General features: G+C 68.1%; 17 protein-coding genes. All 17 read right to left on the reverse strand.

Annotation, left to right across the window (positions count from 1 at the left end; genetic code table 11):
- Positions 1-43: 43 nt before the first annotated feature.
- Positions 44-1201, reverse strand: coding sequence for a phosphatidylserine/phosphatidylglycerophosphate/cardiolipin synthase family protein (locus tag FBY21_RS13800; RefSeq protein WP_160482633.1), 1158 nt, complete (start codon positions 1199-1201; stop codon positions 44-46).
- A complete protein-coding gene (locus FBY21_RS13805; RefSeq protein WP_044409364.1) occupies positions 1198-1779 on the reverse strand; it encodes a YceI family protein in 582 nt (193 codons plus the stop codon). The genes FBY21_RS13800 and FBY21_RS13805 overlap by 4 nt, the downstream gene beginning before the upstream one ends.
- A gap of 109 nt (positions 1780-1888) precedes the next feature.
- Complete coding sequence (locus tag FBY21_RS13810; RefSeq protein ID WP_142011753.1) at positions 1889-3196, reverse strand: OprD family outer membrane porin; 1308 nt, start codon at positions 3194-3196, stop codon at positions 1889-1891.
- 182 nt (positions 3197-3378) lie between these two features.
- Positions 3379-4149, reverse strand: coding sequence for an IclR family transcriptional regulator (locus FBY21_RS13815; RefSeq protein ID WP_074971562.1), 771 nt, complete (start codon positions 4147-4149; stop codon positions 3379-3381).
- 70 nt (positions 4150-4219) lie between these two features.
- The gene (locus FBY21_RS13820) at positions 4220-5707 is read right to left on the reverse strand and encodes an amidase (RefSeq protein ID WP_142011756.1); all 1488 of its coding nucleotides are present in this window, start codon (positions 5705-5707) and stop codon (positions 4220-4222) included.
- On the reverse strand, positions 5704-7038 hold the full coding sequence (locus FBY21_RS13825; RefSeq protein ID WP_142011758.1) for a citrate-proton symporter: 1335 nt from the start codon (positions 7036-7038) through the stop codon (positions 5704-5706). The genes FBY21_RS13820 and FBY21_RS13825 overlap by 4 nt, the downstream gene beginning before the upstream one ends.
- Positions 7039-7051: 13 nt before the next feature.
- Positions 7052-8254, reverse strand: coding sequence for a M20 aminoacylase family protein (locus FBY21_RS13830; RefSeq protein ID WP_142011761.1), 1203 nt, complete (start codon positions 8252-8254; stop codon positions 7052-7054).
- A 119-nt stretch (positions 8255-8373) separates the two neighbouring features.
- Positions 8374-8706, reverse strand: coding sequence for an amidase (locus FBY21_RS13835; RefSeq protein WP_142011763.1), 333 nt, complete (start codon positions 8704-8706; stop codon positions 8374-8376).
- Positions 8703-9818 (reverse strand): serine hydrolase domain-containing protein, encoded by a 1116-nt coding sequence (locus tag FBY21_RS13840; protein ID WP_142011765.1) that lies wholly within the window; start codon positions 9816-9818, stop codon positions 8703-8705. The genes FBY21_RS13835 and FBY21_RS13840 overlap by 4 nt, the downstream gene beginning before the upstream one ends.
- Before the next feature lie 224 nt (positions 9819-10042).
- On the reverse strand, positions 10043-10828 hold the full coding sequence (locus FBY21_RS13845; protein WP_044409827.1) for an MBL fold metallo-hydrolase: 786 nt from the start codon (positions 10826-10828) through the stop codon (positions 10043-10045).
- A 143-nt stretch (positions 10829-10971) separates the two neighbouring features.
- Positions 10972-11589, reverse strand: a complete 618-nt coding sequence (locus FBY21_RS13850) for a hypothetical protein (RefSeq protein WP_142011767.1) — start codon at positions 11587-11589, stop codon at positions 10972-10974.
- A 323-nt stretch (positions 11590-11912) separates the two neighbouring features.
- Complete coding sequence (locus tag FBY21_RS13855) at positions 11913-12857, reverse strand: hypothetical protein (RefSeq protein WP_253543731.1); 945 nt, start codon at positions 12855-12857, stop codon at positions 11913-11915.
- Positions 12854-13471 carry a hypothetical protein gene (locus FBY21_RS13860; protein ID WP_142011769.1) on the reverse strand — a complete coding sequence of 206 codons (618 nt, stop codon included), beginning with the start codon at positions 13469-13471 and terminating at the stop codon, positions 12854-12856. Before FBY21_RS13860 ends, FBY21_RS13855 begins: the two co-directional genes overlap by 4 nt.
- Positions 13472-13794: 323 nt before the next feature.
- Positions 13795-14745, reverse strand: a complete 951-nt coding sequence (locus tag FBY21_RS29950; protein WP_232060800.1) for a hypothetical protein — start codon at positions 14743-14745, stop codon at positions 13795-13797.
- A complete protein-coding gene (locus FBY21_RS13870; protein ID WP_142011771.1) occupies positions 14742-17600 on the reverse strand; it encodes a toxin VasX in 2859 nt (952 codons plus the stop codon). Before FBY21_RS13870 ends, FBY21_RS29950 begins: the two co-directional genes overlap by 4 nt.
- Positions 17597-18157, reverse strand: coding sequence for a DUF4123 domain-containing protein (locus tag FBY21_RS13875; protein WP_160158602.1), 561 nt, complete (start codon positions 18155-18157; stop codon positions 17597-17599). Before FBY21_RS13875 ends, FBY21_RS13870 begins: the two co-directional genes overlap by 4 nt.
- Positions 18157-20304: a type VI secretion system tip protein VgrG gene (locus FBY21_RS13880; RefSeq protein ID WP_142011775.1), complete on the reverse strand. Its 2148-nt coding sequence runs from the start codon at positions 20302-20304 to the stop codon at positions 18157-18159. Before FBY21_RS13880 ends, FBY21_RS13875 begins: the two co-directional genes overlap by 1 nt.
- Positions 20305-20343 lie beyond the last annotated feature (39 nt).

Below are 20343 nucleotides of genomic sequence, written 5' to 3' on the forward strand. Positions count from 1 at the left end.
TAGCCGGCGGCGGGCCACTGCCGACACCCGACAAAGGTTCGGCTCAGCGGCGGCGGTCCAGCAGGTTCACCGCCAGGCGGTCGAGCCAGCCCCACAGGCGCTGGTAGAAGCGCTTGAGCAGCGGCCGGGCGTGCCAGTCCTCCAGGGTGATCTCGCGGCTGTCGTCGAAGTCGCGACCGAGGGAGGCCGCCACCTGCTCGGTGAAGTGCCGGTCCAGGGCCTCGACGTTGGCTTCGAGGTTGAAGCGCAGGTTCCAGTGGTCGAAGTTGCACGAGCCGACGCTGACCCAGCCGTCCACCAGCACCATCTTCAGGTGCAGGAAGCGCGGCTGGTACTCGAAGATCCGCACGTTGGCCCGCAACAGGCGCGGGTAGTAGCGCTGCCCGGCGAAGCGCACCGGCGGGTGGTCGGTGTTGCGCCCGGTGAGCAGCAGGCGCACGTCCACGCCGCGCCGGGCGGCCTTGATCAGGGCGCGACGCACCTTCCAGCTGGGCAGGAAGTACGGCGTGGCCAGCCACACCCGCTCCTTGGCGTTGCGCAGGCTGCGCACCAGGGACTGGACGATGTCCAGGTGCTGGCGGGCGTCGGCGTAGGCCACCCGGCCCATGCCCACGCCGGCCGAGGGATAGGGTGGCAGGTGGCTGAGCCCCGGCGCCTCGTCCGGCAGCCAGGGACGGCGGCGCAGGTTGGCCAGCCACTGGAAGTCGAAGATCAGCTTCCAATGCACCACCAGCGGCCCGTGGATCGCCACCATGGCCTCGTGCCAATGGCTTTCGGCCTCGCCGGGCTGCCAGAAGTCATCGGTGGAGCCAGTGCCGCCCACGTAGGCGACGCGGTCGTCCACCACCAGGATCTTGCGGTGGTCGCGGTAGAAGTTGTTCGCCCCACGCCGCCAGCGGATGGGGTTGTAGAACTGCAGCAGCACACCAGCCTCGGCCAGCCGCCCGCGCAGGGCCTGGCCGAGCTTCTGGCTGCCGAAGCCGTCGAACAGGCAGCGCACCTTCACCCCCCGCCGCGCGGCCTGGCAGAGCACCTCCACCAGGGCCTCGCTGCAACGGCCGTCCTCCACCAGGTAGAGCTCCAGGCTGACGTGGTGCTCGGCCCGGTCGATGTCGGCCAGCATGGCGGGAAAGAAGCTCGGCCCGTCGATCAGCAGATCGAAGCGGTTGCCGGACTTCCAGGGGAAGATGTGGCCCATCAGCGCGCCGTGAAGATCAGCACGGCGCCCACTGGCACCGAGCTGCTGATGGAGGAAAGTCCCGCCAGCTGCTTGAGGGTGCCCAGGCCTTCCATCAGGCCGAAGTCCTCCGCCTGCAGCACCAGCGGGGCCAGGGTCACCACCTGGAAGCGGCGGTCATCCAGGCGGGTGGCCAGCAGCTCGGCCTGGTACTCGTGCTCGCGGCCGTGCAGCGTCACCTTCAGCGGCAGGCGCAGTTCCAGCTGGGCGCCGGGGGCCAGGTCGGTGATGGGGCGCAGGTCGATCTGGGCGTGCACCTCGGCCTCGGGGTTGCGTTCGATCTCGAAGAACAGGTCGCGCAGGCGCTGGTCCCGCAGGGGGATGCCGGTGCTCACCGACTCCAGCTCGACGCGCAGGTGAGCCTTGCCGGTTTCGCCGATGCTGCCGTGCAGGGTGAGGAAGCGGTGCACCTCGGAGAGGCTGCCGCCCTTGGTGGAGATGAAGGACAGCCGCGAGGACTCGTTGTCCAGGTACCAGCCCGCATGGGCCGGCAGCGCCAGGGCGCCCAGCAGGGCGAAGACGAGGGGAATGGACGTGCGCATGGGGACTCCTGTTGCAAATCGGCGCCACCTTAAACCGCCGGCCAGCGCACCTGCAAACCAGGGTCGCCGGCCCGTCGCCAGCAGGGCGAGGGCCGGCCTGTCCTTCGGATCAGAAGCTATAGACGTAGTTCAGGTACAAACGTTCGGCGTGGTGGGTGATGATGCCCGCCGGCCCGCGCGAGGCCTGCCGGCGGTCCACCCCGTCGGGCACGCCTTCGGTGTGAAAGCGGTTGTGCAGCCAGGCCAGGCTGAGCCCCTTGAGCGGCCCGTCGAAGCGGTACTGCAGCAGGCTCTGGAACTCCCGCCGGGAGAAGTCGCGGTAGCCGGCGGCGTGGTCGGAGAAGGCGTAGTGGCTGTCCAGCCGCAGCTGGGGCAGGCCGAAGGCGCTGAAGTCCATCCCGGCCATGAGCTTGACCATGGCCTCGTCCTCGGCGCCGAAGTAGTAGAACAGCTTGGCGCTGCTGTTCCAGGTGCCGTGGTCCTGGCGGAAGAACGGGCGGTCGAAGTCGCCACCCCGCACCCGGTTGTAGGCCGCACCCAGGGTATAGGTGGGCGTGCGGTACTTCAGCGACAGGTCGGTGTAGCGCGCCCGGTGCTGCCGCTCCGCCTCGAACAGGCCGCGCACGCCCTCGTGCTCGAACAGGCGCCCGGCGTCCTGCTGGGCGCCGAGGGTGCCCGCGAGGTCGATGAAGCGCTCATCCCCCAGGGCCAGGCTGTGCTCCAGCTTGATGGAGCCGACCTTGAGGTAGTTCTCGGCCAGGCTGTACTCGCCGGTCAGGCGGCTGGTGGTGGGCAGCGTCCACTCCACGGCCGCCAGGTGCAGCGCCTCGATGCGCTGGCCGCGGAAGTTGCGCAGGGTGTCGGACCAGCCCGACTCGTTGCGCGCACTGAAGCCGGTGAGCCGGCTGTAGCGCAGGGCGCGGCCCTCGGCGCGCCACTCCAGGTCCGCCCCCAGGGTGGAGGGCGGCAGGATGCGGCTGAAGGGGTCGTCGTAGTACTGCCCGTAGCGCCGGCTCTTCTTGCCGAGCCCCAGTTGCAGGTAGCCGTCGGCCACCGGGAGCCGCCCGCGCAGGTAGGCCTCCACCGGCTTGGCGATGCCGTGGGGCGACTGCACGCTGTGCCCGGCTTCCAGGTTGCTGATGCTGGTGGCCTCGTGGCCCACGTGCAGCGCATCGGCCAGGCCGTAGGCGTAGTCCACGCCGAACAGGTCGCGGTACCAGCCGGAGTTGAAGCTGAACAGGGCGGCCTGCACCCATTCGTCGCGGTTGGGGCCGACCTCGCCGCCGTCGTTCTCCTTCCAGTAGAACTGGCTGTAGCGCAGCGACGTGCGGCTGTCGTCGATGAAGGGTTCGGCATGGCACGCCCAGCCGGACGCCAGGCACAGCAGCCCGGCGAGGCCTTTCTCTCGCAGGTTCATCTCGTTGTCCTTCTTGTTGTTCTGGATGAAAGGTGAGGCTGTCCGGACAGGCAGGCCCATTGTGGGCGGCCGCCCCCGACGGGCAATCGAAATGGGTTCCACCGGGTGGAATGGCGGGCGGGCGATGGTGCAGGCGACAGGAAGCCGGGCAGGCCTGCCCGGCGGGAGGGTGGGCCGGCGGCCTAGGCCAGCCGGCCCTGCAACAGGTCGACGGTGCCGGCGAGGTCCTGCAGGTGCTGGCCGCTGACCCGCTCGACGCTGTCCTGGTCGCGGGGCCAGTGCAGGGCGACGCTGCCCACCACCCGCCCCTGGCGCCGCACCGGCAGGGCCACGGCGCGGATCAGGAAGGGCAGGCGCACGGCATATTCCCAGCTGCCCTCGGTGCGCTCGCCATAGCCCTGGCGGTGGGCCTGTTCGTGGACCCGCTGCAGCGCCTCGCCGGGCAGACCATGGCGTGCGGCCAGGCGCTCCAGGTCGGTGGGCTCCAGGGCAGCGACGCAGGCCTTGCCCATGGCCGACTGGTGCAGGCTGGCCTTGAGCCCCACCACCAGGCGGTTGTTCGGGTAGCGCCGACGCAGCACCTGGGGCACGGCGCTTTCCACCACCAGCAGGTCGTCGCCGTCGAAGAACGACAGGTCGGCCACCAGGCCGGTGCGCTCGGCCAGCTCGCAGAGCAGCGGCGAGGCCCGCTCCACCAGTTGCCGGAGGAAGCGCTGCTGCGGGTCGCCGAACAGCCGCTCGGCGGTGAGCCGGTAGCGCCGGTCGCACAACCCACGGTACAGCCAGCCCTGCTCCTGCAGGGTGTGCAACAGGCGCGACACCGTGGCCTTGGGCAGGCCGGTGAGGTAGTGCAGTTCCTCCAACCCCAGGGCGTCATGGGCGCCCAGCAGTTCGAGGATGCCCAGGGCGCGCTCCACCGAGCGCACCGTGCCGTTGTCTTCTCGTGTTTGCATACCCGCCTCCCCTCCCCCATGGCGATGACAGGCGCCAGCAAGATACGGGCCTTGGCCGGCCCGTGATCGCTCAGTTGGCGGATGGCCAGCCCAGCAAAGCGGGCGGGCGCCGCGCCACCCAGCGGGTCTGCTGCTCGTGGGCATGGGCCAGCTGCAGCACCGCCAGGTCGGCGCGCGCCGGGCCGATCAATTGCACACCCATGGGCAGCCCGGCCTCGCCGAAGCCCACCGGCACGCTCATGGCCGGCAGGCCCGCGAGGCTCACGCCGATGACCACCTCCATCCAGCGGTGGTAGCTGTCCATGGCGCGGCCGGCCACCTCGGTGGGCCAGGGCTGCGCCGAGTCGAAAGGGAACACCTGGGCGCTGGGCAGCAGCAGGAAGTCGTAACGCTCGAACAGCGCCGTCACCACGCGGTACCAATCGCTGCGGTCCACCGAGGCCTGGTGCACCGCCTCGGCGCTGAGGCCCAGGCCGCCCTCCACCTCCCAGCAGGCTTCCGGCTTGAGCCGCGCGCGCCGCGCCGGGTCGGCGTACAGCGGCCCCAGGCTGCCGGCCACCAGCCAGTGGCGGTGCACGCGCCAGCAGCGCCAGAGCCGCTCCGGGTCGTAGTCCGGCACCACCGGCTCCACCTCGCAGCCCAGGGCGCGGAAGTCCGCCAGCCCGGCCTCGCACAACGCCAGCAGGCCCGCCTCCATGGGCAGGTGGCCACCCAGGTCGCCAAGCCAGCCGATGCGGGTGCCGCTGAAGTCCCGCTCCAGCGGGCCCTCCAGGTCCTGGCTGGACAACTGCGCCAGGGGCACGCCCGCCGCCGGCCCGGCCTGGGTGCGCAGCAGCGCGGCGACGTCGGCCACGCTGCGGCCCATCGGCCCTTCAGTGGCCAGCTGCTGGACGAACAGCTCCGGCGTCGGGCCGAAGGGCACCCGCCCCAGGGACGGGCGCAGGCCGTAGACGTTGTTGAAGGCCGCCGGGTTGCGCAGCGAGCCCATCATGTCGCTGCCATCGGCCACCGGCAGCAGGCGCAGGGCCAGCGCCACCGCCGCCCCACCGCTGCTGCCGCCGGCGCTGCGGCTGGGGTCGTAGGCGTTGCCGGTGATGCCGTGTACCGGGTTGTAGGTGTGCGAGCCGAGGCCGAACTCGGGGGTGTTGCTGCGCCCGATGAACAGCGCGCCGGCCGCCCGGGCGCGGGCCACCACGTGGGCGTCGTGGCGGGTCACCTGGTCGGCGAACAGCGGCGAGCCAAGGCTGGTGCGCAGACCGGCGGTGGCGGCCAGGTCCTTCGGCGCCTGGGGCATCCCATGCATCCAGCCCAGCCATTGCCCATTGGCCAGTTGCCGGTCGCGCTGCTCCGCCTCGGCCAGCAGGCGCTCCTCGGGCTGCAGGTCCACCAGGGCGTTGACCACCGGGTTGAGGGCGTGGATGTGCTCCAGGTAGGCCTGCATCACCTCGCGGCAGGCCACCTGACGGGTGCGGATGGCCTCGGACAGCGGCAGGGCGTCCAGGGCGACGATCTCCTCGCGCAGGGAACGGGCGGGTGCGGGGGTTCGGATCAGGCTCATTCGGCAAGGCTCCGGGTGGGCTGGGACAGGGAACGCCGGCGGGCACGGCGCGCCAGGGCGGCAGGGGCGCCTTCGCGCAGGTGCCAGTTGGCGACCAGGCCGAGGCTGGCGGCGAAGACCACATAGTAGGCGGGTGCCACCGGGTCGCCGGTGCTCTGGGTGAGCCAGGTGACGATGAAGGGGGCGAACCCGCCGAACAGCATCACCCCGAGGTTGTTCGACAGCGCCAGCCCGGTGGAGCGCACCGCCGCCGGGAACTGCTCGGCGCTGGCGGTTGGCCCGGGGCCGTAGATGCTGCCGATGGCGCTGCACAGCAGCAGCTGCATCACCAGCAGGCGGCCGAGGCCGGGCGCGGCCGCCACCCAGCTGAACAGCGGGTAGACCATCACCAGGAAGGCGAAGGTGCCCACCAGCAGCACCGGGCGCCGCCCGACCTGGTCGGACAGGTGCCCCGCCAGGGGGATCACCAGGGTCATCCAGGCCACGGCGGCCATCTGCACCATGAACACCTGGTCCAGCGGCAGCCCCAGCTGCTTGTGGGCGAAGGTGGGCATGTTCACCAGCACCACGTAGAAGGCCACGGTGCCGCTGATGGTGCAGCCGAGGGTGACCAGCACGGCCCGGCCGTTCTCCCGCAGCATGCGACCGAAGCCGATGTGCTCGCCGCGCTGGGTGTCACGGGCCTCCAGGAAGGCTTCGGTCTCGGCCATGTGCCGGCGCATCCACAGCCCCACCGGGCCGATCAGCAGCCCCACCAGGAAGGGCACCCGCCACCCCCAGGCATCCAGCGCTTCGGGCGAGAGCCCGTGGGTGACCAGGGCGCCCATGCCGGAGCCGGCGAACACCGCCAGGCACTGGCCGAACAGCTGCCAGGCGCCATACAGCCCGCGCCGATGGGCCGGGGCGCTCTCCACCAGGAAGGCCGTGGCGCTGCCGTATTCGCCGCCGGTGGCGAAGCCCTGGAGCATCCGCGCCACCACGATCAGCAGCGGCGCGCCGAGGCCGATGGCGGCGTAGTCGGGGGCCAGGGCGATCATGGCGATGGAGACAGTCATCAGCAGGATGATCAGCTGCATGGCCGCCTTGCGCCCCCGGCGGTCGGCGTAGAGGCCCAGGAGGATGCCGCCCACCGGGCGCATGAAGAAGCCGACGCCGAAGGTGGCCAGGGCCATCAGCAGCGAGGCGTACTCGTCGTCCGAGGGGAAGAACAGCCGGGCAATGATGCTGGAAAGGAAGCCGTAGACGATGAAGTCGTACCACTCCAGTGCGTTTCCGATGACGGCAGCCGTCACCTGGCGGCCGCGCGAGGCGCCGCTGGCGGATGGTTTCATGGCGGTCTCCGGGTCAGGCGTGGGCGGCGGGTTCGGCGAGGCGCACGGGCGTCACCTGCAGCCAGGATTCGGCCAGGGCAGCCCAGTAGGCGGCGCCCCTCGGGAGGATGGCGTCGTTGAAGTCGTAGGCGGGGTTGTGGACCATCGGCCCGTCGCCGTTGCCGATCATCAGGTAGCTGCCGGGGCAGCGCTGCAGCATCCAGCCGAAGTCCTCGCTGCCCATGAGGGTGGGCGCGTCCTGCACGGCGTCGGCACCGGCCAGGTCGAGGGCGACACGCCGGGCGAAGGCGGTCTCGGCCGGGTGGTTGACGGTGACCGGGTAGGCCGGCCGGTGCTCGATCTGCACCTGGCAGCCATGGCTGGCGGCGTGGCCGCGGATGATCGCCATCACCCGCTGCAGCTGGCGCTCGCGCACCGCCGGGTCCAGCGCACGCAGGCTCAGGCGCAGGCGGGCCGTCTGCGGGATGACGTTGGCCGCCTCGCCGGCCTGGAAGGCACCGATGCTGACCACCGCCGCCTGCTGCGCATCGATGTGGCGGGCCACCACCGTCTGCAGGGCCATGACGATGTCGGCACCGGCCACCAGCGGGTCGACGCACAGGTGCGGCATGGAGCCGTGCCCGCCGACACCTTCGAGGGTGACCTCCAGCAGGTCCTGGGAGGCCATCACCGGCCCGGCGCGGAAGGCCAGTTGCCCGGCCGGCAGGCCCGGCATGTTGTGCATGCCGAACAGCGCATCGCAGGGAAAGCGCTCCAGCAGGCCGTCCTCCAGCATGGCCAGGGCGCCGCCCTGCCCTTCCTCGGCGGGCTGGAAGATCAGGTTGAGGGTGCCGTCGAAGCGCCCGGCCTGGGCCAGGTAGCGGGCGGCGCCCAGCAGCATCACGGTGTGGCCGTCGTGCCCGCAGGCGTGCATGCAGCCGGCATGGCGGCTGATGTGGGCAGCCGCGCCGGCCTCGTGGATGGGCAGCGCGTCCATGTCGGCCCGCAGGCCGAGCCGCGCCGTACCCCGGCCACGGCGCAGCACGCCGACCACGCCGGTACGGCCGATGCCGGTGTGCACCTCGTAGCCCCAGTCGCCCAGCAGGCGCGCCACCAGCTCGGCGGTGCGGTGCTCCTCGAAGCCGAGCTCGGGGTGGGCGTGGATGTCGTGTCGCAAGGCACGCAGCTCGTCGGCGATGTCGTCGAGCCAGGCCTGGATGGGAGCGAAGCGGGTCATTGTTGTTGTTCTCCTCGTCCGGTGGAGACCGCCCGGAGCGGTCGGTCTCCAGCTAACCGCGCGGGGCGGAGGAGAACAATCGAAGGTGGTTCCACAGGGTGGAACCCGAGCGAGCGGCCTCAGAGCAGCGGGTCGGGCTCCGCCAGCAACTGGCAGCCCTGGCGCTCGCCGAGCCAGGCAGCGGTGTTGCTGCGCCCCAGGCCACGGGCGGTCACGCGCTTGCCGGCGGCATCGTCAAGGAAGCCGCTGATGGGCACGTACTGCTTCACGTAGCCCTGGCAGTAGTCCGCCGCGTTGTGCATCACGTAGCGGCAGGAGCAGTACTCCTTGGCGGTGTAGGCGCTGATGATGCCGGGGAAGGCCTGCAGGTGGACGCGGTTGTGCCAGGCCAGGCCGGCGAGCAGGAGCAGCAGCAGGACGAGGACGCTGAGCACGGGACGACGGCGGATCATGGCTTCACCTCCGGGGCGAAGGCGGCCAGGGCCAGTTCGAGGAAGCGGTCGTGCTGGTAGGTGCCGTCGCGGTCGTCGGCGTAGCGCACGATCACCAGCTTCTCGGTGGGCAGCACGTAGAGCGCCTGGCCCCAGTGGCCAAGGGCGGCAAAGGCGTCTTCCGGGGCATGCGGCCAGGGCTTCGGCGCGCCCTCCACCACGCGGTTGAGCCACCAGTGCCCGCCGGGGACGGCTTCGCCGGGCTGTTCCGGGTCCGGCCGGTAGTCGGCGAAGGGCGTGCGGTTGAAGGCCACCCACTCGGCGGGCAGCAGTTGCCGCTCGCCCCAGCGACCGTTGCGCTGCATGAGCAGGCCCACACGGGCCAGGTCACGGGCGCTGAGGTAGGCGTAGGAGGAGCCGACGAAGGTACCGGCGGCGTCCCGCTCCCATACGGCGGAGCGGATGCCGAGGGGCTCGAACAGCGCGGTCCAGGGGTAGTCCGGGTAGGCGGCCTCGCCCACCATGCCGCGCAGGGCGGCGGAGAGCACGTTGCTGTCGCCGCTGGAGTAGCGGAAGCGCTTGCCGGGCACGGCGTCCAGCGGGTGCTCGGCGGCGAAGGCAGCCATGTCGCCACGGCCTCGGGTGTAGAGCATGGCCACCACGGAGGACTTGAGCGGGGCGTATTCGTAGTCCTCCTGCCAGGCCAGGCCGGAGGCCCAGTGCAGCAGGTGCTGCACCTGCACGCCGGGGTGGCTGGCGAAGGCGGGGTAGTGGCGGGCGACCGGGTCGTCCAACTTGAAGCGCCCCTCGCCAAAGGCCACACCCAGGGTGGCGGCCAGCAGGCTCTTGCTCACCGACCAAGTGAGGTGCGGCGTCTGCGCCTGGGTGGGGCCGGCATAGCGTTCGTAGACCAGCTCGCCATCACGGATCACCACCACCGCGTCGCTGCGCACGCCCTGGCGCTGGGCATCGTCACGGGCGGGAAAGGCGTAGCGCTCGAAGGCGTCGAGGGCGGGGCTGCTGGCAGCGGGGGTGGTCGTCCAGTCGGGATCGGGCCAGCGTTCCGCCTGGGCGGGCAGCACGGCGGCAAGGCCAAGGGCCAGGCACAGGGCGCGGAGCAGGAGCATGGGCATCGGCAGGCCTCTTGTTGTAGGAAGAGGCCGACCCTAGCACGGGTTGATGACAGCCAAAAGCGCCGAACGCGCCGCGAAAGGTGGCCATTCCAGACAACTTCGGGGTGGCACCACGGCGTGGGCGATCCCGTAAAAAAACCGGCGGGAGGCGCAGGCTTCCGGCCGGTTTCTATGTGCGCGCCTGGCGAACGCGAGCCTGCTGCAGGTGCGTTCGCCTCGGACTGTCAGCGAGGCAGCTGGTAGTCCTCGGGGCCCATCAGGTCGAGGCCGCAGTCGAGATTCTCAATCCAGTAGAGAAAGGCGCTGATCATTTCCTTGCCGACGAAGGGACGGCCGTGCTGCGGCACGATCATCTCCAGGTCCATGCCACGGACCATCGCGGCCCACAGGCGGCAGGCCTTGTTGCCGGCCATGTAGCGCCGGTGGAAGCCCTCCATCTCCGGCACGTGGTTGGTGAAGTCGCGCACCGGGGAGGCGTCTTCGGTCATGGACGCGCCCATGTCGCCGGAGAAGAGGATCTTGCTCACCGGGTCGTACAGCTGGAAGTTGCCCACCGAGTGCAGGAAGTGCGCCGGCACCGCCTTGAGGTTGCAACGGCCGAGCGGGATCGACTGGCCACGGTCGGGCAGCGCGATGATGCGGTCGTAGGTGGAGATGCCATGGCTGATGGCCAGGTAGTTGGCGGTCAGGTGCGGCAGGAAGCGCGCCCAGAGCTTGGAGCAGACCACCTTGGCGCGGGTGTGCAGCAGCCACTTGTCCAGGGACGCGATGATGTCCGGGTCCTGGTGGGAGGCGAAGATGTAGGTCAGGTCCTGCACCGGGATGTGCTTGGACAGCTCCAGCGACAGCGGGGTGTAGGTCAGATCGCCGCCCGGATCGAGCAGCAGGTACTGGTCATGGTCGGTGATCAGGAACTGGTTGGACTGGATGCCGTCCCCACTGACCAGATCGTCGAACAGCATGCATTGGTGGGTGCCGTTGTCGAACAGCACGATGGGTTCACGGCGCATGGACACCTCGGATTCGGTTGCGGCGCACAGCATGCGGAGCCCCTTGTCCGGGCGTACTGATCTGCGTCAAGCGCCCCCTTCGTCAAGGGCGCAAAGGTCGCAGGGAGGCGCGCTGCGTCGCAATCCGCGACAGCCGAGGAGGCTTAGGGGTGCTGTTCCAGATCCACCAGCCGGCTGGTGGGGCCATCGGCCCGCAGGCGCTCGCGGACCAGGGCCGGCCATTGGCTGCGAGCACGGCGTTTGGCGATGGCGTAGGTGAAGTTTTGCAGCGCATTAACAGGGGAAAGCAAGGCACTTAGCAGGATCAGCATCACGTCGTCATAGCCCAGGAAGTTCCGCCCCTGCTTGGCCTTGTACTCGCGCTTCAGGATGCCCCAGTGCAGGCGGGTCCACTGCCCGCGCGTCTTGCGTACCTCCAACAGACTCTGGTTGAACTCGGGCGACTTGCTGTGTCTGCCGTGTTCATCGAACCAGGGGCCGTTATCCATATAGGCCCGCAGGTACTCCCAAAAGCCCAACTGCATCTCCAGGCTCTTGCCGATGGGCGAGCCCAGGTTGATCACCACCTGCTCCTCCGGGTGGCCGTAGCGGTGCAGCAGCACTTCCCGCGCGGCATGGCGCATGCCGCCGGTGTACAGCCCCACGGTGTCAAAGGGGTAAGCCGCAGCGGCGATCCCATCCCAGGGTGTGTGATACAGCTCGCCGTCCTGCTCGAAGTACAGCTCGCGGGTGCGACGGTTGAGCAGGATCGGCAGGGGCATCGGCTGGAGCACTTCGCAGATGAAGGGGATCAGAAAACAAGGCAGTGCAAACAGCAGAATTTTGAGGGCCGACTCAAAGTCACCATCTACGAAAACGGCTAGCGCAAGCCCTAGTAAAGCAACCCCTCCCACGCCCCCCAACGCTCCGGTCCACATCCCCCGATCTGCACTCTCGCCGTGCTCAAGGCTCAGGTAGTGCTCAGTCTGTTCTTCCACATCAGGCATGCACATAAGCGGTGCCTCTGTGGATTTGTCAGCCTGAAGCAGGCAACTGTCAGGCACCAGAGTGAAGCGCCGAGTAAACGCGCGGGCGGCCTCCGCCGTCATGCCTGCTGCTCCAGATCCACCAGCCGACTGGTGGGGCCATCGGCCCGCAGGCGCTCGCGGACCAGGGCCTGCCATTGGGTACGGGCCCGGCGTTTGGCGATGGCGTAGGTGAGGTTTTGTAGGGCGTTGATTGGGGCATGCAGTGCTCCCCCCAGCAACAGCGCAACATCCGAGGCACTGAGGTAATTGCGCCCACCATTGGCAGCGTACTGCTCCTTGATATCTCGCCATTGCAGGCGCGTCCACTGGCCTCGCCGTTTGCGTACATCCAACAGACTCTGGTTGAACGCGGGCGATTCGCTGTGCCTGCCGTGTTCATCGAACCAGGGGCCGTTATCCATGTAAGCCCGCAGGTACTCCCAGAAGCCCAGCTGCATCTCCAGGCTCTTGCTGATGGGCGAGCCCAGGTTGATCACCACCTGCTCCTCCGGGTGGCCATAGCGGTGCAGCAGCACTTCCAGCGCGGCATGGCGCATGCCGCCGGTGTACAGCCCCACGGTGTCGAAAGGGTAGGCCGCGGCGGCAATGCCGTCCCAAGGCGTGTGATACAGCTCGCCGTCCTGCTCGAAGTACAGCTCGCGGGTGCGGCGGTTAAGCAGGATCGGCAAGGGCATGGGCTGGAGGATTTCCCACAGAAACACCGCGAACACTGGCGGGTACGTAAACAACGCCAGTCGGCTGGCCCATTGCATGTCGCCGTCTAGCAGCAATGGCAGAATCGCGATCAGCCCAAAAAATACTGCTCCTCCACCCAGCGCCCCGGTCCACATCCCTCTGTCCGCACTCTCCCCGTGCTCAATGCTCAGGTAGTACTCGGTCTGCTCCTCCACTTCGGGCATACACATAAGCGGTGCTTGCGTGGACTGGTCGGACTGGAGCAGGCAACTGTCCGGTACTTGGGTAAAGCGCTGGGCGAAGGCGCGGGAAGCCTCCGTCGTCACGCCTGCTGCTCCAGATCCACCAGCCGGCTGGTGGGGCCATCGGCCCGCAGGCGCTCGCGGACCAGGGCCGGCCATTGGGTGCGGGCCCGGCGCTTGGCGATGGCATAGGTGAGGTTTTGCAAGGTGCGCATCGGCAGCAACAGGATGCTGCCCAGCAGTAGAACAGCGTCGGCGTAACTGAGGAAATTGCGTCCATTGTTGGCGTGGTACTCCGCCTTGATCAGGCCCCAGTACAAGCGAACCGATTGGCCTTTGCTGCTGCGCACCTCTCGCAGCTCGTCCACACGCTCTGGCGTATCACTGCGCTGCCCCTGCTCATCGAACCAGGGACCGTGCTCCATGTAAGCCCGCAGGTACTCCCAAAAGCCCAACTGCATCTCCAGGCTCTTGCTGATGGGCGAACCCAGGTTGATCACCACCTGCTCCTCCGGGTGGCCGTAGCGGTGCAGCAGCACCTCCAGCGCGGCATGGCGCATGCCGCCGGTGTACAGCCCGAAGGTGTCGAAGGGATAGGCCGCAGCGGCGATGCCGTCCCAGGGGGTGTGGTACAGCTCGCCGTCCTGCTCGAAGTACAGCTCGCGGGTGCGCCGGTTGAGCAGGATCGGCAGGGGCATTGGACGGAAGATTTCCAGTAGGAAGGGCACTAGCAGGGCCACACTAATCAAGGCTAAACACGCCCACCCTGGCCCAGTTCTGCCATCCAAGAAAAAAGCTATTGAGAAGCCTCCGAATATCAGTAGCACGCCTCCCCCCAAGGCCCCCGTCCACATTCCTCTGTCCGCACTCTCCCCGTGCTCGATGCTCAGGTAGAACTCGGTCTGCTCCTCCACTTCGGGCATGCACATAAGCGGTGCTTGCGTGGACTGGTCGGACTGGAGCAGGCAACTGTCAGGCACTTGGGCGAAGCGTCGGGCAGACGTGCGGGCAGCCTCCGCCGTCATGCCTGCTGCTCCAGATCCACCAGCCGACTGGTGGGGCCATCGGCCCGCAGGCGCTCGCGGACCAGGGCCGGCCATTGGCTGCGAGCACGGCGTTTGGCGATGGCGTAGGTGAAGTTCTGCAGGGCGTTGAATGGCGCAAACATCATGCCCCCCAGCAAAAGCGCCACGTCTGAGAGATTGAGATAGCTGAGCGCACCATGAGCAACATACTGCTCCTTGATGTCTCGCCACTGAAGGCGAGTCCAATGCCCTCGCCGCTTGCGCACCTCCAACAGGCTCTGGTTGAACGCGGGCGATTCGCTGGGCCTGCCGTGTTCATCGAACCAGGGGCCGTTATCCATATAGGCCCGCAGGTACTCCCAAAAGCCCAACTGCATCTCCAGGCTCTTGCCAATGGGCGACCCCAGGTTGATCACCACCTGCTCCTCCGGGTGGCCGTAGCGGTGTAGCAGCACTTCCAGTGCGGCATGGCGCATGCCACCGGTATAGAGCCCCACAGTTTCGAAGGGATAGGCTGCAGCAGCAATGCCGTCCCAGGGGGTGTGGTACAGCTCGCCGTCCTGCTCGAAGTACAGCTCTCGGGTGCGGCGGTTGAGCAGGATAGGCAGGGGCATGGGCTGGCGCACTTCAAAGATGAAAGGGACCAGAACACACGCAAGCGCAACCAAGAAGAGGTTGAGAGCGATTTCGGTGCGGCCATCTATCAAAATAGACAGCGCAAAGAAGAACAAAAAAGCGCCCCCCACCCCACCCAACGCCCCGGTCCAGCCCCCCCGATCCACACTTTCCCCGTGCTCAAGGCTCAGGTAGCGCTCGGTCTGTTCCTCCACTTCGGGCATGCACATAAGCTGTGCCTCGGTGGACTTATCAGCCTGGAGCAGTCGACTGTCCGGCACTTGGGTAAAGCGCCGGACGAAGGTGATCGGTGTCGTGTCAGGCATGGTCATTTCACTTCAATGTCGATGGCCGGCAGGCTCAGCCCTTCAGCGGGGTAGTAGGTGAGGCTGCCGCGGATGGCGACGATTCTGTCGAGGCGATTGTGGTAGGCACGGCGCAGCCAGACGCCGCCGGCATCCTGCCTGTCGTAGGGCGTGCAGATCTGTGTATCGAAGGGAATGGGATCGTCCCGCTCCCATACCAGCGGGACACACCAACGCCTGTTGATGCTCAGGTCCTCCCATTCTTCATAGCCATCGAAGGTGACCATGCCCGGTTGGTACTCGCTCTGGCCGGGCAGGTGCAGCACCAGGGCCATTTCATTCACCCATTGGCCCCGCGTGTTGAGGCCCTGCCTGCGTTCCAGAATCAGGCTGACAGGCAAGATGATGCGCCAGAAGGCCTCGAGGGTACCGGTGAGGCTGCCTGACCAGTCCGCAGGGCGGATACCGAAACGGGTCTGCTTGAGCCAGCTTTCCAGCGGGGTGTCTTTTGTGTAGAGCAGGGAGACCATGCCGATCAGGATGGTGCCAACCAGCCCCACCAGACTCAGGCGCAGGGGCAGGGACAACACGCGGATACCGGTAGACAGGGCCGCCGACTCACCGGCGAGTACTGCTGTGCGAGCCAGGCGCAAGGCGCGCATGGCTCGCAACGAGACGTGGGCGTAAGCAAGGTTGGCTCCAACCAGCCCCAGGCTGACTGCCGCAGTATCCAGGTCGCCAGCCTGGTAAGCATCCAGCGCTTGCCAGCCGTAGATGAACACATCCAAGCCTGCGGTGATGGCTTGCAGCCGCATAGCTCCGGCTCCCAGGCCCAATGCGCGTGCCAAGTACTCCTGAGCCTTGACGTCGAGCTTACTGGCACTACCTACATGCTGCTCCCAACGAACGTCAGCAAGTTGCTGCAGAACTGCCGCAGATGCAGTTGCCGTAGCCGTCACAGCACCAACAGCCGAAATAACGCTCTTCGTGGATGTCTCATTCCAGGCCTGCGTTGCCACCGCCGCCAAATTCCAAACCGACACAAACGCAATCAATGTCTTCAAGGGCGCCTCGTTCAGCAGTTCGCTGATATTTCGAGGCACCCCCAGTGAGAGGCGCGCGGCTTTTCCGCTCAGGGGCGGCAGCGTTGTGCCGGGCTTGCCGGGCGCGCGCGGGGCGTCGCTGCCATAGCCGGGTGAGGGATGGGGCGGGGCCGCTTCTGGGGCCGGTACGACACGGAGATGCGGAATGGCCTCCTCGACCTGGGTCGCTGTGGGGGTTTTGGCGGGGGTTGAAAGGCCGACGGCCTCGCGGGCGGCACGCGCCTGGTTGCGGATCTCCTTCTCCAGTTGCTTCTTGAGGCGGCGCAGTTGGCCCTTGTTGTGGGCCTGGTCGATCTGCTCGTTGAGCCAGCCGATCGCATCCACTCGGCTCAGACTGTCCACCTCCAGGCGCTGGGCGCTGCGTACCAGCATGGCGGTCATGAGGTTGTAGGCCAGGGGGTGGATCTGTTCACTCAGGCTGCGCAAGCGCCCGCCGAGGCTGGGTGAGAGCACGGCGAACAGGGGGTCACCACCGCGCGCCGGATTCAACACCTGCACCTGATCGGCGGCGAGGTTGACGGCCGTGGCGAAGGCGGTCGCCCTGGCGAGGCGGGCGGCGGCGCCAGGGGCGTCGGTCACGTCGGCGAGGGCTTCCGGCAGGTGCAAGGCTTGCTTCAGGGTGCCGGGGTCGATCTTGCGGGTGGCCCCCAGCAACGACCACAGCAACCAGGGCTGCTCCCTCGGTTGGGCAGCGTCCAGCTCCCGCTCCAGGGTCGTCACCCCCAGGGGGGTGGCGGAGGGCCCCAGGCAACTGCAGGCGAAGTGGATTTCCAGCAGGTCGCGCTGATCGGGCTGGGTCAGGTCGAACATGGCGCAGGCGGAGTCCAGGTGCGACGGCATGCCGCCTTCCAGGGTCTCGAACCAGCGGGCCCAGCACTCCGTCAGGCGCCGCAGGTCGGCATCGAGGGCGTCCAGCGCCATGGCCGGCTGCTTCAGAACCTTCTGCAGCTGGGGCACGTCGATCATGGAGGCGAGGTTGCTGCGGATGACTTCGTCGCTGTCGGCCACGGATTGGATCAGTTCGGCCGTGGCCCACTCGTCGTTGCGGTGCTTGTTGAGCTTGGTGAAGGCGATGCGGCGCTCGCGCACCAGGGCGGCCAGGTCACCCAGTACGCCCCAGGGGTCGTCGACGAGGGCGAAGTGCTGCTGCTCGCAGCGCTGCATGGGTTTGAGGGGCGGGTCTTGCAGCAGCCAGTAGCTGGCCTTTCTGGCGGCGATGCTCCAGGTGTAGTGCTCGGTCTTCAGGTCGCCGATCTGCCCGTGCACGGCCTGGACGCTGCCACTGAAGGGCGCCACGCCGGGGGTCAGGCTGCGCATCATGCGTTGGCGCTTGGCAGGCTGACTCTCCAGCTCCGCGAAGACGTCGGCACTCCAGCGGATGGGGGACCAGGCCATCAGCACCGGTGCACCCGCCTCCAGCATCAGGTAGGCGCGGGTGGTGGTGTCCGGTGCGGGGGCGCCGCGTGCGGTCGGTTTCAGCATGGCGGCGTCCACCCGGTATTCGCTGAGTGCCTTGAGGCTGTCTTCCCAGACGTACAACCAGCCATCGCGCAGCGCACGGGGGACATAGCCCAGGGGGCGATCCTTGAGCGAGGCATGCTCGGGGCCCATCTCCGGGAAGTTGCCGTTGAGGGCGGGCAGCCCCAGGGTGGCGGCGTCCAGGGTGGAGGGGTTGCGCGTCTCGATGGGGCCGATGGCATAACGCAGCGGCAATACGGCGGCCAGCAAGGGGCAGGTGGCGGGCTGGAGGCGGCGGGATTGGGTGGCGGGGGCGTTCATGCGGGTGCGTCCTGCGGGTGGGGTTCGGGTTGAGCCAGTGCGTCGAGCAGTGGCCAATCCAGCGTGATCTGGGCTTCGAGCGGTGGGCCGGGCTGGGTCGCATCCCGTTGGGGATGAGGGTTGTGCCAGGCCAGGACCGGGGCCTCCCCGTCGCGCAGCCAGACCTCGCTCACGCCATGCCAGAACCCCGTCGGCCACTGGACCTGGCTGCGCCATGCCTGGCGCAGCGGGCGTGCATCGGCCAGCCGCAGCCAGAACACGCGGCCATCCGGCGCCAGGATGCGCAAACGCCGACGCAGGCTCTCTCGCAAGGCGACCAGGGGCAGCTCGCTCCTGAGCCAGACGGCCTGTTCAAGCTCGGGCTGACCGGCCTGCCAGGCGTCATTCAGCGGAGTGCCGGCATCGGCCTGCAGCAGGATGGGGCCGATTGCCGCCAGCGGTTCGTAAGGGGTGCCTTGCAACAGGGGGCGCGGGCTGTGTTCGGGAAAGCGCTGGCACAGCCAGACCAGCGCCTGCCGGTGGGAGGCGCCGTCGAAGAGCAGGAATCCGCTGTCCATCATTTGGCCTCCTTGGCGCGCTTGGCCGCTTCGCAGACCTCACAGATGCCCGTGCTGGCCTGGAGGAACACCCGGCGTTGCTTGGCCAGGGCCTCCAGGGTGATGCCGGCCTTGTCCTTGTCCGCCGGCTTCACCGCGCCCGGCAGGATGGGCCGGGCCCCTGAGCCCTCCCCTGCCGCGCCCCCTGAGTTCAGGTTGATGGTGGCGCCGCTGAAGGTGACGCCGCCCGGGTCGAGCTTGAGGAAACTGCCGCCGCCGCTGGCGGTGAGCTCCATGCCGGCGTCGATGACGACCTTGTCGCCGGCGTAGTAGTGGATCTCCTGCCCTGCTTCGACGAACTGCCCAGCACCGAGCTTGATGTGCTGCTCGTTGCCCACGGTGAGGTGGTCATCCAGCTTCAGCTCGGTCTTGCGGTCCTTGTGCAGGGTGTGGTGCTGCTCGCCGAGGAATTCGCTGTAGACGCTGCCTTCCACCCGGTCGTGGCGCTGGTTACCGACGCGGATCTTCTGGTCGTGTTCGATGTTTTCGTCCCAGTCGCGCTGGGCGTGGATGTAGATCTGCTCCTGGCCCTTGCGGTCTTCGATGCGCAGTTCGTTGTAGCCCCCGCCGCCGGGGCTGCTGTCGGTCTTGAGCAGGGTGCGGGTCTTGTTCGCGGGCAGTTCGTAGGGCGGTTGGTGGACGCCGTGGTAGAGGCAGCCGGTGACCAAAGGTTGGTCGGGGTCGCCTTCGAGGAAGGTGACCAGTACTTCCATGCCGATGCGGGGGATGGCGATGGCGCCGTAGGCGTTGCCGGCCCAGCTGCTGGCGACGCGCAGCCAGCAGCTGGTGTGTTCGTCGGCCTGGCCTTCGCGGTCCCAGTGGAACTGGACCTTGATGCGGCCGTGGCGGTCGCAGTGGATTTCTTCGCCCTGGGGGCCGGTGGCGACGGCGGTCTGGCTGCCGAGGATGCGCGGTTTGGGGTGCTTGAGGTCTGGCCGGGCAGGGACATCCCAGGGGATGGCCTGGAAGCGGTTGCGGTAGCCCTGTTTGAAGTCGCTGTCGGGGGTTGCGGGTTCACTGGCGGTGGGCAGTGAGACGCCGAGGGCTTTGCTGGCCAGGTTGCTCAAGGCACTTTTGGCGCTTTTCGCCATGCCGTCGATGGAGGCGAACTCTTCCAGCACCTGGGGCTGCTTGCCTTCGTGGTGCAGGGCGGTGATCAGCCAGAGGTCGTTCCATTCCGGTTTGGGGTGGTCGGAGAGGTTGAGGAGGTGGCCGCTGACCAGGCGCGGTTCGTCGCTGTCGCCGTCGGCGAGGCGGTAGTCGCGGCGGTGGCGTTCCTGGGCCTGGCGGGCAAGGCGGCGACCACGGTCGCGCTCGGTGAAGCGGCCGGGGTAGTCGTAGTCTTCGAGGTCGGGTTGAGGGAGGTCGTCCTGGGGTGTGTGGGCGGCTTCCATCAGCAGCCTGGGCTTTTCGAAGAAGTAGTCGCGGCGGGTGACGCGCAGGGTGCGGGCTTCCATCCGCAGGCCGAAGCGTTTGATGACGGGTTCGTCGGCGACCTGGCCGGTGTTGGCGAGGTAGGCGACGGGGCGGCCGAGTTTGGGGAAGGCGCTGGCGTCTTCGCCGAAGACCAGCAGGTGGCTGTCGCTCTGGTGTTCGAAGTGGAAGTGCAGGCCCTCTTCTTCGCAGAGGCGGCTGATGAAGTGCAGGTCGCTTTCGTCGTACTGGGTGCAGTAGTCGCGCGGTGGCGGTGCCTTGGGGCCGAGGCGGAAGCGGTAGGCGTCGGCGAGGATGCCGTGGTCTTCGAGGACCTGGCCGATGATCTGCGGGACGCTGAGGTGCTGGAAGATGCGCTGGTTGTGGCGCAGGGCGAGGTAGGCGAGGCGCGGGACGAGGGTCAGGTGGTAGTGGGTGAGGCGGTTGCCGATCTCGCCGACGGCGATGCCGAAGACCTGCCCGTGGACACCGCGACCGTCGGGGGTGAAGGCGAGGAAGGCGGGTTTGTGCAGGAGGCTTTCGAGGTCGAGGCGGCTGCGCTCGCTGACCAGTTCGATGTCGAAACGGAAGGGCTGGTTGAGGGCTTCGTGGCCGGTGAAGGCGAGGACCTTGAAGTCAGGGTTGGCGCCTTCGATGTCGAGGCTGAAGTGCGCCTGGTTGGCGGGGTTGAACATGCGGGGCTCCGTCCATTGGAACTGGGAGGACGGAGCCTG

The organism is Pseudomonas sp. SLBN-26 (assembly GCF_006715895.1).
In the GTDB taxonomy this organism is placed as follows: domain Bacteria; phylum Pseudomonadota; class Gammaproteobacteria; order Pseudomonadales; family Pseudomonadaceae; genus Metapseudomonas; species Metapseudomonas otitidis.